Source organism: Bradyrhizobium sp. LA2.1 (assembly GCF_040547725.1).
Taxonomy (GTDB): Bacteria; Pseudomonadota; Alphaproteobacteria; order Rhizobiales; family Xanthobacteraceae; genus Bradyrhizobium; species Bradyrhizobium barranii.
On sequence record NZ_JBEPQI010000018.1, the window covers coordinates 174,924 to 190,952 of the forward strand.

The following is a 16,029-nucleotide window of genomic DNA, read 5'->3' on the forward strand; positions in this document are numbered from 1 at the left end:
TCTATTGAGAGGTCCGCATCCGCGGAGAAAGACCCCTCACCCGGCTTCGCTGCCGCGAAGCCACCCTCTCCCACAAGGGGAGAGGGTGCACTGAGCGTGTGGCGCGAACTACTGCATCGACACCAGCGAGAAGTCGATGAACCAGCTCTTCGGCTGCACGACGCCCGTCACCTTTGGGCTGATGGCGCGGGGGCCGACGTCGTGGGCGACGTAGAGGAAGGCGGCATCGTCGACGGAGGCTGCGTGCAGCTCGGCGAGCGCGGCGTCGCGTGCGGCGGGGTCGAAGGTCTGGCGCGCTTTCTTCACCAGCTCGTCGAACTTGGGCTCGTGGATAAAGCCCCAATTGTTCGAGACCGGCGGCGCCATGCCCGATTGCAGGAAGCGCACCAGCGCGAAGAACGGGTCCATCGCCGCATAGGTGACGTTGGTCGCGTTCGAGCCGTTGGCGCTGGGGTCCTTGGCGCCGCGGCGCCAGTTGGTGAACAGCGTGTTCCACTCGATGACGTCGAGCTTCACATCGAAATAGCACTCGGCGAGCGCCTGCTGGAGATATTCGTTCATCGGCAGCGGCTGCATCTGGCCGGAGCCCGACGCCGAGGTCTGGATCTTCACCGTCAGCTTCTTGCTGGGACCGAAGCCGGCCTCCTGCATCAGCTTCTGAGCGGCCGCCTTGTCATACTTGATCTCGAAGCTTGGCTTGCCGCGCCAGGGATGGCCGGGCTCGAAGGTGCCGGTCGCCGGCACCATCAGGCCCGCGAGCAGGCCGTCCTTGAGACCTTCGCGATCGACGCAGAGGTTGGCGGCCTTGCGGACGCGGATGTCGTTCCAGGGCGAGCCCTCGACGCGCGAGAACTGCCACGGCCAGACATGCGGCTGCTCGTTGGCGTAGAGCTTGAAGCCGCGCTGCTTGAGCTCGGGCAACGCGTCGGGCGCCGGCGCCTCGACCCAATCGACCTGCCCCGAGAGCAGCGCCGCGGTGCGCGCGTTCGCCTCCGGCATCGGCAAGAGCACCATCTTGTCGACCTTGGGCACGCGCGCCTTGTCCCAATAGGCCGCATTCTTCACCAGCTCGAGCCGCTCGCGCGGCGTGAAGCTCGCCATCTTCCACGGGCCGGTGCCCGCGGCGTCCTTGGCGAACGCAGTCCACGCAGCCTGCGACTTCGCCTTGGCGTCGGCGCCTTCCGCCTTGTCGTAGAAATGCTGCCACTTCGCCGGGCTCGCCATGAACAGGTTGGTGAGGTTGATCGGCAGGAAGCTGTCGGGCTCCTTGGTGGTGAGCTCGACCGTCATGTCGTCGATCTTCTTCGCGGAGGCCAGCGTCGGCATGCGTGACGCGGTGACGCCGACCTGGCTGGCGTCGAACTGCGGCGCATCCTGCTTCAGCACCTTCTCGACGTTCCACACCACGGCATCGGCGTTGAACGGCGAGCCGTCATGGAAGGTGACGCCGGGGCGCAGCTTGAAGATCCACTTGGTCTTGTCGGCATCGTCGACCTTCCACTCGGTGGCAAGGCCCGGGATTACCACGCTCGCCTTGTCGGCCGAGGACAGGTCCCAGCCGGTGAGCGCGTCGTACATGGTGAGGCCGGTGAAGCGGTTGCCTTCAAAACCCTGATCCGGCTGGCCCAATGTGCGCGGAATATCGGCAGCGGTCATGCCGATGCGCAGCACGGTTTCGGCGCTTGCCACGCTCGGCCACGCGGCCGCAGTCGTCAGAGCCAGCGCAGCAATCAGCGCCGCGCGGGTGGTTGTCTTCATAAGCATCGTCTCAGTCCTCTTCCGGCTTTCAATGACTAATTTTGATGCAAACGTATGCAATGGCTATGCCAATGGGGAAACTTTTTCTGCAAATTGCCCCTGCGACGACAAGTCTGTGTGATCACGTGTCGGCAAAGGCACCGTCCTGCCTATTCTGGCATCAAGATTGCAAGTTTGGCCCTGAAATCTCCTGGGAGCCTTGGGCCATGCGTATCCGACTATCGACCTGCCTCGCCGTGCTTGCGCTGGCGTTATCCGCGATCACGGCGCGCGCCGAAACGGTGGTGCGCTACGGCATCTCGATGGCGGACATCCCGCTGACGACGGGCCAGCCCGATCGGGGCGCCGGCGCCTATCAGTTCACGGCGTACACCATCTACGATCCGCTGGTCGCCTGGGAGATGGACGTCGCCGACCGCCCCGGCAAGCTGGTGCCCGGGCTCGCCACCGAATGGAAGGTGGATGACACCGACAAGACCAAATGGCGCTTCACGCTGCGCAAGGGCGTGAAGTTTCACGACGGCAGCGAGTTCAACGCCGATGCAGTGATCTGGAATCTGGACAAGGTGCTCAATGACAAGGCGCCGCAATTCGACAAGCGGCAGAGCGCGCAGGTGAAGACCCGCCTGCCTTCGGTCGCGAGCTACGCCAAGATCGACGATTTCACGGTGGAGATCACGACCAAGACGGTCGATTCCTTCTTTCCCTATCAGATGCTGTGGTTCCTGGTCTCGAGCCCGGCGCAGTACGAGAAGCTCGGCAAGGATTGGGACAAGTTCGCGAGCCAGCCCTCCGGCACCGGCCCGTTCAAATTGACCAAGCTCGTGCCGCGCGAGCTCGCCGAGCTCACGAAGAATCCGGACTACTGGAACAAGAAGCGCATTCCGAAGGCCGACAAGATCGTGCTGGTGCCGATGCCGGAAGCGCTGACGCGCACCAATGCGCTGCTCGCAGGCCAAGTCGACCTGATCGAGACGCCGGCGCCGGACGCCGTACCGCAGCTGAAAGCCGCCGGCATGAAGATCGTCGACAATGTCACGCCGCATGTCTGGAATTATCACCTCAGCGTGCTGCCGGGCTCGCCCTGGACCGACATCCGCCTGCGCAAGGCGCTGAACCTCGCGATCAATCGTGACGAAGTCGTCGGCCTGATGAATGGCCTCGCAAAGCCGGCCAAGGGCCAGGTCGACCCGTCGAGCCCGTGGTTCGGCAAACCGAGCTTCGAGCTGAAATACGATCTGGCCGCGGCCAAGAAACTGGTCGAAGAGGCCGGCTACTCCAAGGCAAAGCCGCTGAAGGCCACCTTCATCATCGCCCAGGGCGGCACCGGCCAGATGCTGTCGCTGCCGATGAACGAATTCCTGCAGCAGAGCTTCAAGGAGATCGGCATCGACATCGACTTCAAGGTGGTCGAGCTCGAGACATTATATACGCATTGGCGCAAGGGCGCGGCCGACGAGATGAATGCCGGCATCACCGCCAACAACATCGCCTATGTCACCTCCGATCCGCTCTACGCCATCGTCCGCTTCTTCGCCTCCGACCAGATCGCGCCGGTCGGCGTCAACTGGGGCGGCTACAAGAACCCGAAGGTTGACGCGCTGATCAGCGAGGCCAAGCAGACGTTCGACACCGCCAAGCAGGACGATCTGATCGCGCAGGCGCACGCGCTGATCGTCGACGATGCCGTGCTGGTCTGGGTCGTCCACGACACCAACCCGCACGCGCTGTCGCCGAAGATCAAGCAGTTCGTGCAGGCGCAGCACTGGTTCCAGGATCTGACGACGATCGGGACGGAGTGAAGGCGGCAAACGCCGGTGTCGTAGGGTGGGCAAAGCGGAAGCGTGCCCACCACTTCTACACGCGGAGTAAGATGGTGGGCACGGCGCTTGCGCGCCTTTGCCCACCCTACGGGAGTTGATGCTGGTGGCGAAGAGGAGACGGACGCTCGCGCGCCAAACACTGCTGTCGTCCCGGGGCGCGACGTAGTCGCGAGCCCGGGACCCATAACCACAGGGAGTGGTTTGGCGAAGACTCGGAGTTGCCGGCTCGCGCGATAAACATCTCCCTGGGGGTATGGGTCCCCGCGTACGCGGGGACGACAGTGAGTGTGCAGCACCAGCGATGCTCTCACACTCACACCGCTACTTCGTCAGCAGCGCATACGCCCCGGTCCATCCCTCCGCCGGCGGATTGATCTGGAATTCCTTGATCCGCGCCTCGTACAGCTTGAACAGCTTATCCAGCGTGTCGGCGTCCTCGCTGCGGCGGCCGCGCTCGATCGCGTCCAGCGCGCCCTGCCAGTCGCGGCCGCGGTAGCAGCCGAGCATCTCGATGGTGACGTTGCGCAGGCGCTGGAAGGCGCCCGAATGCATCACGTCCTCGCGGCCGGCGATGGCGTAGATCACCTCGGGCTCGGTCTTGCCCTTGACCATGATGAAGTCAAGCTCGAGGATCGCGAACTTGTCCTTGGCGGCGAGCGCGGTCCTGGAGCCGACGATGATGGGAAAGCCGTATTCCTTCGACTGGCCTTCCAGGCGCGAGGCGAGGTTCACGCTGTCGCCGAGCACCGAATAGTTCTTCTTCAGGTCGGAGCCCATGTTGCCGACGACGCCGATGCCGGTGTTGAGGCCGATGCCGACATTGAGCGGGATGTAGACGTGACCGCCGTCGGCGGCCTCCTGCTCGCGCTCCTTGTTGACGGCGTCGATCTGCTCCAGCATCTGGATCGCGGCCTCGCAGGCGTTGACCTCGTGATCGGCATCGTCGAGCGGCGCGTTCCAGAACGCCATGATGGCGTCGCCCATGTACTTGTCGATGTAGCCCTTCTGATCGATGATGACGTCGGTCAGCGGCGTCAGGAAGCGGTTCATCAGCGCGATCAGGCCTTGCGGATCCTGCTTGTAGCTCTCCGAGATCGTAGTGAAGCCGCGCACGTCGGAGAACATGATCGTCATCTCGCGCTCCTCGCCGCCGAGCACGAGCTTTTCGGGCGACTGCGCGAGCTGCTCGACCAGGACGGGCGACATGTATTGCGCGAACATGCCGCGAATCTGCACGCGCTGACGCTGCTCGCGCACGAAGCTGGCGAAGATCAGTGTCAGATAGATCGCGGTGGTCGAGAGCAGCGGATAGGTGAAGTCGATGAGGTAGCGGTACTGCGCGTAGAAGAACCAGGATACGCCGACCAGGATGGCGGCGAACATGGCACCCGCGAGCCCGAGGCGCACCGGGCCGAGATTCGGCGTGAAGATGATGACGAGCAGGCCGATCACGAGCGCGGCGATCAGCTCGACGCCGAGCGCATAGTTCGGCTGGGAGATCACCGCGCCGCTGAGCACGCTCTCCAGCACCTGGGCATGGATCTCGACACCCGGCATGGTCGATGACACCGGCGTGGTCTTGATGTCGTTCAGCCCGACCGCCGAGGTGCCGACCAGCACCAGCTTGCCGGCGATCTTGTTCGGCGGCGCGGTGTTGTCGAGCACGTCGGCCGCCGAGATGTAGATCGAGGGATCCTGGCGGGCGTAGTGCACCCAGAGCTGGCCGTTCTTGTCGGTCGGAATCTCCACGCCCTTGAGGCGCACGGCGCGCACACCGGTCTTGTCGGTCCGGACCAGCAGCGTCGGCGTTGCCGTGACGACGCGCAAAATCTCGAGGCTGAGCGAGGGCATGATGTTGCCCTGGGCGCGCATGATCAACGGCACGCGGCGGATCAGGCCGTCGCGCTCGGTCTTGATCGAGAACAGGCCGCGGCCGGCGGCGACCTTCTCGATGACGGGCACGTTACGCAACAGGCCGGGGAATTCGAACAGGAAACGTTCGGCATCCGCTTCGCCGACCGTCGCGACGCCGGTGAAGGGCAGCGACTTGTCGATCTCGGACGAGATAGCCGGCTGCCCGGTCTCGCCCAGCACCACGCGCGAGCGCTTGATCGCGTCGGAGAGGATCTGATCGTTGCTCGGGAGCTCGCGCAGCCTGGCGCGGGTGGCGTCGTCGAGATCGCGCATCTGGCTCGCGACCAGATCCGGGTTGAGCCGGTCGGCTTCGGAGAACACCATGTCGAAGCCGATCGTCACCGCGCCGTTACTGGTGAGGTTCTGGATCAGGTCCGCGATCCGCGTGCGCGGCCATGGCCACTGGCCGAGCTTGGCGAGGCTCTTGTCGTCGATGTCGACGATGGTGACCGGCCGCGCCGCCTTGTGGCGCGGATCGATCAACTGAAACATGTCGAAGGTGCGCAGCCGCAATTCCTGGATCGGCGGCGGATCCCACAGCCGCGCGCCGGCGAACACGACCAGCAGCGCAAGGCACATCAGCCGCGCGAAGCCAAGCTTCCGCGCAAACCACCGCCGCAGGATCTTGAGACGTTTCATTTTAGTCGGACTTCCTGACCTGCATCGCGCCGGGCGCACCGATCATGGAGCGTCCGCGGGCGATTGGCTATTCCCCGGCGGTTGAGGATTATGGATTTTTTGCCGCGGTCAAGCTGCGAGCCGGCCGCCAGGAGGCCCGGGCGGCGATCAGGTGATGTGGAAGATGAAATCGCTGGCCTTCAGATTTGCCGCGATCACGTTCTTCAGCAGGATCGTCTCGTGGTTGTCCAGCGTGATCTGGGCGCCGCCCGATTGCGGAGCGATATTGACGTCGTCCAGCGAGCTGATGCTGCCGAACTGCCGCAGGTCGATCTTGTCGAGGCCAATCTCGAAATCGTCGACGCTGTGCTGGACCGTGGACTGCGACGACGTCGGCGCGAACACGAACTGGTCCTTGGCGCCGCCGCCGATAAGCGTGTCACTCGACTCGGTGGCGAAGATCACGTCCTTGCCGTCGGTGCCCTCCAGGCGGATGCCCTGGCTGCTGGCGCCCTCGACGAAGATGAAGTTCACAGTGTCGGAATGGCCGGTCGAGTCGGCAACGGTCACCGTGATCTTGTCCGTCGCGGGCGGCTGTGGATACTGCTCGGTGCTGGCGCCTGTCGGGTCGTAGGTGATGCCGGCACCTTCTGCGAGGCCGGTGTTGATCTGCTCGAGCGAGCCCGTCGTCGGATATGCACTGACGCTGCTGGTATCCGGATGCGAGGTCGACACCGTGACGGTGAAAATGTCCGTCGCCGCGCCAGAATCGGTATCGGTGACCACCAGATCGGTGATGATATCGTTGCTGTTCTCGCGGATGTGCTCGACGTGGAAGCTCTCGGTATTGATGACTGGGCCGATGGCAGGCGTCACGCTCGTGCCGATGGTGGTGATGTCGTGCGAGATCGGCGTGGTGCCGCCGGGGCCCGTTGCCGTGAGATCGATCGTCGCCGTCGAGCCAGCGGTGGTGATGGCGCCTGTATAGGTGTCGTCGAGAGCGTGGACGCCCAGCGCGCCAGGCTCGCCGCTGAATCCGTCGGCAGGCACAAACCGGATCAGCGTAGCGGAGCTCAGCACGAGCGCATTCGCATCACCGACCGAGTCGACATCGACCCAGCAGCCGCCAACCTTGTACTGCCAGACGCCCTGGTCGGCGGTCGCGGCGTCCGACGTCACCGCGATGGCCTTGAAGGTCGCGCCAGTGTCGACATCATGGAACTTGTTCGTGAAGAGATCGCGGATCTTGCTGCCAGCCGGATCGCTGTCGTTGCCGGCGACGGCGGCCAGCGTCGCGCTGTCGAGCGTCGGCGCGTCGTTCTTGCCGGTGATCGTGATGGTGACGTCGGTCGTGGTGGTCTCGCCCCGGCCATCATCGAGCGTGATGGTGGACACAACCTTCGCCGTCTGGTCCTGGCCGAGGAAATCGAGCGCGTTGTCGGCGATCGAATAGTGCCAGGTGACAGTACCGTTGTTCTTGCCGGTCAGCTGATACGTCAGCGCGTTCTTCAACGCGGCGGTCTCGTCGGGCGTGAGCGACGCGGTGAGGTCGGTGGCGCCGTCGAGCCAGGTCACGTCCTGGTCGACCTTCGTCACCGTCGGACGGTCGGTCAGATCGATGTCCTTGAAGTCGATCGAGCCGGTCGCGGCCGGCGACGGGTCGATCGTCGAGGACGAACCGGTGGTATCAGGCTGCTCGGAGAAGCTTGCGGTCAGCTGCGCCACATCCGTGGTGGTGAATGTCGGCGCATCGTCGTCCGCATGGATCGTGATCAGCGTGTGGCCACCCTCATCACTGCCCGCGAAGTGCGCGTCGCGATAGTCTCCGACCAGGGTCAGGCTGATGCTCTTGCCATCGTCGCCGGTGACCGTCAGCACGCCGCCGCTCGCGGGATGATCGGCATCGGGGACATAGACCGCGCTGGTGCCGAGGCCCCACTTGATCATCGTCAGGTCTATCTTGTCGTTCGCGGACAGCTCCGCGATCGAGCCGCCGAAATCCTTCGTATCGATCTCCAGCTCGGCGCCGTCACCGGCAAGCGTGATCGTTTGCGATACCGCACCCTTGACCTCGAGCGTCGCGCCGGCATCGACGACGACCGCGCCCGTGGCCGAGCCCGACAGCGAGCCAAACAGCGTCAGCGTCCCGGTGTGAACCTCGATCGAGCCGGCGCCGGTGTTGGTGATGTCGCCCGTGATCGACGCAGTGCCCCAGCTGTCGATGTCGCCATAATTTTCGATGGTCAGCCCGACCCCGGAAATCGAGGCCGCGTGCAGATCGATGTCGCCGTGGTTGACGATCGACGACGCATCGCCGAACACGCCGCTGCCGGCGACCGTCCAGGTGCCGCCTGCGTTGTTATTGAACGTGGCGGTGGCAACCGAGATGTTGCCGTTGATGTGGCCGGTGTTGTTGATCGTGATCTCGCCGCCAGTTTCGACGATCGCATAGGTCGATGAGGTCACGCTGCCGGCATCGGCTGGCCCGATGGTGCCGGAGTTGATGATAGTCGCAGTGCCGGTGCCGTTCTCCTGGATGGAGATCGCAGCGACGCCATCGGCGCCGACCACGGAGCCGGTGTTGGTGATGTGCGTCGAGCCGGCCGCGCCCGCATCGTCCTGGTCGACATTGATGCCGAACGAGGTCGTGCCGGAGATGTGCCCGTTGTTGGTGACGGTGACTGCGCCGTTGCCATGGGAGACGATGTCGAGACCGACCGCGCCGGAAACGCCGCCGCCGATCGTCGCCGTGATATCGCCCGCACCGTTTGCACCGTCATGCAGCACAATGCCGTTGCCGGTCAGGCCGGTGACGTCGCCTGATGTCGTCAGCGAGATGTCGCCGATGCCATTCTGAGTGACGACGATACCGTTGGTCGCGCCGGTCAGCTTACCGCTCGGGGTCAGTACGATGTTGCCGCGATTGCCGATCGTCCCGCCCGAAGCGGTGAAGTCGAGCGCGTCGCCCTTGCCCGAATTGATGTCGGCACCGCCGGTGACCGTGAAGGTGCCTCCGGTCGTCGCCTGACCGGCGATAGTGCCGGTAAAGGCATGGCTCGTCTTGTCGATCGCGAGCGTATTGGTGCCGCCGGCGAAAGTGACGGTCTGCGCGTCCGCACCACCGAGCTCCAGCGTCGTGTTATCGTCGATGATCAGCGTGCCCGTGCCGGTGATGCCGCCGGACAAGTTGAGCGTGCCGCTCTGAACCTCGATGGTGCCGGTGTTGGTGACGCCGCCCGTGATCGTGTTGAGGCCGGCGACGCTGTAGAGATTGCCGGCATTGGTCACGCTGCCGCCATTGATCGAAACGTCGGTCAGATAGAGTTTTGACGCGCCGTCGACCGAGATCATGCCGCCGGCGTTGGCGATGGTGGCGGTCGTGAGCTTCAGCGTGCCGCCTGTCACTGCCTCGATCTGACCGTGATTGGTGATGGCGTGAAGGATGCCGGGATCGATCGTCAGCGTGCCGCTGGTGACCGAGATCGTGCCGGTGTTGCCGACGTCGGCGTTGTCGATCGCGCTCGCGCCGGTCGATTCCAGCGTGCCGGCGATGGTGAGCGTGCCGCCGGCCAGGCTCGCACCGTCCAACGTCAGCGTCTTGCTCGCATCGACATTGACGGTGCCGTGATTGACGATCGCGGTGCCCACAACGGTCGCGTCGTCCAGCGTCAGCGTGACGCCGCTCTCGACCGTCACCGCGCTGACGCTGAGCGTGGCGGCGTTGTCGATCTTGCTGGCGCCGGTGACGTCGATCGTGCCGGCACCCTTGATGGCGCCGCCGCTGAGCGTGGCGTCGTCCAGCGTCAGGACCGCATTGCTGTTGACGATGACATTGCCGCTCGAATTGTCGACGGTCGATCCCTGCTCGATCGCGAGCGCGCCGTTGGCGAGCACTTCGATGATGCCGGCATTGGTGACGGTCTCATCGCTGAGCGCATTGCGCGCACCGCTCACCTTGAAGACGGTATTGTTTTTCAGAATGCCGCCGCTCAGGACGGCATCGCCGGTCAGATCAATCTCACCGTTGTTGGTAATCGTGCCGGCGCCGCGAATGCCGGCGTTGAGGACGGGGCCTCCCTCGTCATCACCGCCACCGGTGTCGATCACCGCACCAGCTCCGCCGATGGTCGCATTGCTGACGATCAGCTTGCCGCTGGCGTCGACCGTGATCTGGCCGGCATTGGTAACGCTGGAGCCCTGATGGATCGTCAGCCAGCCGTTGGCCAGCACCTCGATCACACCGGTCGCGGTGTTGGACACGGTCTCGTGGGCGAACTCGACCGTGCCCTTGACGTTGACAGTGCCGGAATTGTTCAGCGTGCCGTTCTCGATCAGGCTGGTGCCGTCGAGCTCCAGCGTGCCCAAAATGCTGACGGTGCCGCCATCGACTGTCGCGGTATCGACGATCAGCGTCGAGCCGGCATCGGCCCTCAGCAAGCCGCCGGCATTGTGGATCGTGGCGAGCGTCTTCAGCGTGCCGCCGGACAGCTCGATCGTGCCGGAATTGGTGATCTTGGTGCCGCTGGCGAAATCGCCGCCGCCCGCGAGCGTCAGATAGCCGGCATTGGTGAGCACGCTCGTGCCCAGAATCTCGGCCTTGCCGCCGACCGACATCGTTCCGGTCGCGGCGGTCGTGAGGATCGAATCGGCGCCCATATTGAGCGCGCCTGATATCGTCAGCGAGCTCTGGACGATCACCTTCGGCGGCGGGCCACCGAAATCGTTCATCGTCAGCGACTTGGCGTAGGCCGCGGTGTCGATCGTCACCGGATAGGACGGCGTCAGGCCGTGCAGCTGATCGGTGATGACGATGACGTCGTCATTGATGGTCGGGACCGTACCGGTTGCCCAGTTCGCCGCGTCCTTCCAGAAGCCGCCGGAGGGAGCGCCGGCCTTGTCGGTCGCGATCCACACCACCGCGGGCGCGTCGGTGCCGGTGATCGTGACGGTGATGGTCTGCTGCGAGGTCGCGCCTTGCGAATCCGTCAGCGTCACGGTGTAGACCAGCGTCAGGACCTCACCCTTCGGGATGAAGTCGGCGAGATAGACCGGCAGATCGGCCAGCGACCAATTGATGGTGCCAGTGCCGTCCCCGGTGCTGTCGGCGCCCGCCGCGATCGCGACCGACATCGCGCTCTGGAACGCCGCGAGCGGGCCCGGCGGAACGGTGCCATCAGGCAGGGTCGCGCTGGTCAGCGCCACCGACACCGTATGCTTGTCGGTGAGATCGACGTCGTCGAAGTTCAGCGTGCCCGTCGTCGGCACATCGCTGGTGAGCGGGCCACCCGGCACGCTGGTGCCGCCTTCGAAGATGATGACCGGAACGCTGGTGGTGATCACCGGCTTGTCGTTGGTGCCGGTGATCGTGATCGTGATGGGGATGAAGGCGGTCTCGGGGCTGACCGAGAAATTGTTGTCGACGCGGACCATGTAGGTCAGCGTCAACGTTTCGCCGGCCGCGAGGAAGTCGAAGACGTGGTCGGGGATCGTGTAGGCCCAGACCGCCGAGCCGTTGTTGTTGTTGCCGCCGTCGGCGACGACGTTGATCTGGATCTGCGTCGCCGCGATGTCCTGCTTCTGGAGCGCGGTGAGCGAGCCGGTGACGTCCTGGCCGGCACTCTTGTAGACGTAGTTCGGCGCATCGGCGAGACTCACGCTCACCGTCGGCCGATCGCCCAGGTTCTGGTCGACGAAGGTGATCCGGCCGGAGATCGTGTCGGAATGCGTCGTGTCGCCGGTCGTGTCCGCGCGCTCGGTCAGCGCGAACGCCGTCTTCACATTGCCGTTGAGATCAAGGCTTTGAGACAGAGGCTTGCCGGGGTAACGGTTGAAAGGCGTCGTGTGATCGCTGGGCCCCTGCGGTCCCTGCTGACCGAGGTTGGTGAAGAGCGCGGTCGCGATGTAGCCGGCCGGAGTCTTGATCACCAGGCCGTCGCTGGTCTGCGTGATCGTGTCGGTGAAGTTCGTGGTCAGCTTGGTGTTGGTGTTGTTGTCGGTGAACTTCAGCGTGAACACGTCCGTGATCAGCTTCTGGACGTCCGGCGACAACAGCCCGTTGGTGATCGAAACGTTGCCGCCGCTGATCTGGATCATCTGGCCGGCCTGGTTGACCGTCGCGATCGGCAGCAGCGTGACCTTGTCGAACAGGATGTAGGAGCCCGTCGTGCCGTTCGGCTCGACCAGCACCTGGAAGCTCGCCTGCGGCTGCGGATCGCCGCCGCCGGCAGGAACGACGAAGTTGATCTGGGTCAGCACCGCCGTGCCGCGGATGCCCATGGTGGCAACCGGCGTGTCGATCTTCATGTCGCCGTGCTTGGCGGTCTCGCCCGCGACGAAGGTGATGGTGCCCGCAACCAGGCTCAGCAGCGAGGAATTGCTCGACCCGTTGGGGTCGTAGACCATCTCGTTCAGCACCATCCGCGCATTGGAGGACAGGCCGAACACGGTGCCGTCGATGAAGGTGATGCCGAGCGTCGAATCCGCGCCGGTCGAGACCACATCGCCCTTCTCGACATTGTCGCCGTTGTTCAGGATGACCGACACGCCGTTGCGAACCGCGGTCGCGCTGCCGGAGAGTTTTGTGACGTGGCCGATGACCTGCGCGGCGGCGATGCCGGGCGCGGCCTGCGCAACCTGCACATGGCCCGTGAGCGCGTTGACGACATCGCCGGTGAGATGGGCGCCATCGGGCGAGGCGATCGCTGCGCGCTTGTCGCCCTTGAAATAATCGTGAACGACGAACTCATGCCCCTCGTGGGACAGCACGAGGTCGAGACCTGCGCGCTTGAACTCGCCATTGAAGATCAGGTTAGCATCGGGAACAACGAACGTGCCGTCGGGCACGTGACCGTGCGCCTTCGCGACAAAAGGCTTGGCGATAAAAGTCTTGGCCGTAAAGGAATCGATATGAACGTCCGCGGCCGAGCGGGAACCCTCGCCATCAAGGGGAATCGTGGCGTCAAATTTGCCAGCGTAATTCAACCGGGGGGCACCGCAAAAAGAGTTAAAATCTAAGTAAGTAACGACCGCCTAAGCTTGAATAGCATTACCAAGTCCTTAGCGAAACCATCTATTGCTTGTGTGATTCCCATCACTTGGCTGGAGGAGTCCCCAATAGCGGCGCCTTCACAGAGAAGCCGAAGTAATTCTTCAAATATTCAGAGGTCGGTTTTCGGCTTATTTTCACGCATTCCCAGTCATCCAAAGTAATCAGTCGCCCCTATCGAACGACGGATACTTGTGTCATCTTTTGTTCGTAGTACCCCGCAGCATCCTGCGACAAATACGGGGCAGAATCTGTGACCCAACTAACAGAACCCGTGAAATAACGGGCTGTTAGCCATAAGCGGTAGAATCAGCCCTCCCGCAACTTCTCCCTGCAATTGGTTCCATTTCGCGGCGACGGAGCCCTCCTAGCCGGCGAATCGTAAAATTTTACGCAATTTGCACAGGCCCGTTTCAGCCTGTCCCACGGTTTTGGGACCCCTGCCGGGCGCATTAAGCAGAACAAAACGGCCCGTCTCGCACTATCTCCGCGAAAGCAACAAAGCCCGGCACGTACAGGTCGAGGGGGACCTGGCGAAGCCGGAAGGGGATGTCAGATGGAGACCGCTGCTCGCTCGCGCGCCTGGCGCGCTGTCCTTGTGCTGTGCGGATTGATCCTGCTCGGATCGGCCGCCGAGCTCCGCGCCGGCACGCTGCTGTCGCCTGGAGCCGGCGTCCTCGTGCGCAGATCCGCCGAGCCGTTCGGCGTGTTCGCCTTCGCCATCTCGTCCGGCAGCCTCCAGCAGAAATGGTTCGCGCTGAAGCAGAAGCTCGACGACGACATGGTGCAGCTCGCGCTGTGCGACGGCGACCGGGACAATTGCGCGTCGCCCGCGGCGCTCAAGCTGATCGCCATCGTCGACCAGGCCCGCAGCCGCGACGGCCGCGCGAAGCTGGGTGAGACCAATCGCGCCATCAATCTTGCCATCCGGGCCGCCAATGACGGCGCCGACGACGTCTGGAGCTCGCCGCTCGCGACCTTCGCGCGGGGCGCCGGCGATTGCGAAGACTATGCCATCGCCAAGCTGGCCGCGCTGCGGCTCGCCGGCGTTGCCAATGAGGACCTCCGCATCGTCGTGGTGCGTGACGTCAGGGCCGGCGAAGAGCATGCGGTTGCCGCAGCAAGGCTCGACGGCCACTGGCTGATGCTCGACAACCGCCGCATGGCGATGGTCGAGGACGACGCGGCCCAGACCTACCAGCCGCTGTTCGTGCTCTACCAGTCCGCCGTGATGAAATATGTCGACGAACCCGTGCGGTTGTCGATGGCCGCGCCCGAGGCGCACTGATTTTCTTGTAGCCCGGATGGAGCCAACGGGTCGGCGCAAAGCGCCGCCCGATGACAGGCTCCGCGCAATCCGGGACTCCAGGACGCGGACTCATTAGCGCGCAGCTGCATCGCGTCGGCGAAGAAGATGTTCACCGCGTGCGTCGCCGCCAACCGCTCGGGGTATCGCCGGTCAGCTTCCTGAATGCCGCAGCGAAGGCGGTCTGCGAGGAATAACCAAGCGCGGCTGCGATCGACACGATCGAGTCGTCGGTGTCGCGCAGCATGTTCATGGCCTGCTCGAGCTGGTGCTGGCGTAGCCAGGCATACGGCGACAGCCCGGTGCTTCCCTTGAAGGCGCGGCAGAAATGGAAGCGCGAAAGGCCGGCATCGGATGCCAGCGCCGCGAGCGAGACGTCCGCATTGCTGTCCGAACGCAAGCGTTCGATGGCGCGACACAGCGCCTTGGGCGACAACCCGCCGGTGACCGGCTGGACCGTTACAGGCGAACCTGCGTGGGCAACCAGCAGGCGCGTCGCCAGAAGATCAGTCATCTGATGCCTGAACAGGGCATCCAAGGCTGCGCTGCCTTCCAGCACATCCGCAGCACTCAGGAGCAATCGGGATGTAACGGGGTCGGGATGGACCGTTCGCTCCACGAGATCACCAGGAGCGGCCACGTCGGCTTCGTGGGCAACGCGCTGGAGCGTTGCGTGCGGCAGGTAGAGCTGAACGACATTCAGAGGCTGGTAAATGTCCCATCGTGAGCTCGAACCGGCCGGAATGACTGTCACGGTCCCGGGACGCGTCATTCCATTCACAAATGCTTTCCCGTTACGGCGCTCGAACCGCACCGACCCGGCGGGGAACGTCATGATGACGTGATCGTCCATGGGCTTGACGACGTCGTGCAGCGGATCATGCTTCCAAAATGTGATCGCGCCGCAGGACGATGATGCCATTTGAACGGGCTTCGTCTTGAGTACGCGCGTCATTTCCGCATCGGGACACTCGCCGATCGGCAACTGGGAAGTGTCGGATTTCTGCGAAATATCTCGCAAGCGAGGTTTGCTCATGGACCTGTTCTCGCCGTTGAGAGGGTCTGGTTTGAGCGTTCGAGGCGTTCTCAGGAGACGTACGGATCTGGGGTCTCTTCCCAAAGTGACCCTGCTGCAAGTTTAGACGAAACGCGCGTTCAGATCGACCTGTATTCTCGGATAGTGCGGGACCATGGTGCCCGCAGGGCAAGGGCTCGCAGGTTCCGCGGCAGCTCGGCCAATGACCAGCTGGTTCATGTTCTTCCGCTTTTGGCCCGAAGGCGAAGTCCGCGATGTCCGCGATGTCCGCTCCCGCGCCGCTGTTGGGGGAGAAGCAGACATCAGGTGGCCGACTCGCAGCAACCGACTTTATAACCACTAGCACCGGCCCCGGATTGCGCTTCGCTTCATCCGGGCTACGGGACTCGCACAACCACCCGCCACAAAGCCGTTTCGCCGCGCGATCCGGGGCGCTAGTACCCACTTTTCTTGGAACGTGAGTCGTGATTCAAGATATGGATGATCCCTGAAGCAAGAGAAGTCCGCCTTTCGCGGAAAGATCGCACGG

6 protein-coding genes are annotated in these 16,029 nt (G+C 63.8%); 2 read left to right on the top strand and 4 right to left on the bottom strand.

The features are described 5' to 3' along the window. Positions 1-108: 108 nt before the first annotated feature. Entirely contained in the window at positions 109-1,764 is a 1,656-nt protein-coding gene (locus tag ABIB95_RS30635; RefSeq protein WP_354118744.1) for an ABC transporter substrate-binding protein, read from the bottom strand. 200 nt (positions 1,765-1,964) lie between these two features. Here ABIB95_RS30635 and ABIB95_RS30640 point away from each other — a divergent pair, with 200 nt between their 5' ends. After that, on the top strand, positions 1,965-3,560 hold the full coding sequence (locus ABIB95_RS30640; protein WP_354244877.1) for an ABC transporter substrate-binding protein: 1,596 nt from the start codon (positions 1,965-1,967) through the stop codon (positions 3,558-3,560). 342 nt (positions 3,561-3,902) lie between these two features. Here ABIB95_RS30640 and ABIB95_RS30645 read toward each other — a convergent pair whose 3' ends face one another. Next, positions 3,903-6,134 (bottom strand): CHASE2 domain-containing protein, encoded by a 2,232-nt coding sequence (locus tag ABIB95_RS30645; RefSeq protein WP_354244880.1) that lies wholly within the window; start codon positions 6,132-6,134, stop codon positions 3,903-3,905. Positions 6,135-6,281: 147 nt separating this feature from the next. Continuing rightward, positions 6,282-13,094, bottom strand: a complete 6,813-nt coding sequence (locus ABIB95_RS30650; protein ID WP_354244883.1) for a FecR domain-containing protein — start codon at positions 13,092-13,094, stop codon at positions 6,282-6,284. Between the two features lie 620 nt (positions 13,095-13,714). Between ABIB95_RS30650 and ABIB95_RS30655 the strand changes: the two genes are divergently transcribed. Next, positions 13,715-14,446: a transglutaminase-like cysteine peptidase gene (locus ABIB95_RS30655; RefSeq protein WP_354244886.1), complete on the top strand. Its 732-nt coding sequence runs from the start codon at positions 13,715-13,717 to the stop codon at positions 14,444-14,446. 130 nt (positions 14,447-14,576) lie between these two features. On the opposite strand, the gene ABIB95_RS30660 is transcribed toward ABIB95_RS30655, so the two are convergent. After that, positions 14,577-15,500 (bottom strand): helix-turn-helix domain-containing protein, encoded by a 924-nt coding sequence (locus ABIB95_RS30660; RefSeq protein WP_354244889.1) that lies wholly within the window; start codon positions 15,498-15,500, stop codon positions 14,577-14,579. Positions 15,501-16,029: the final 529 nt, after the last annotated feature.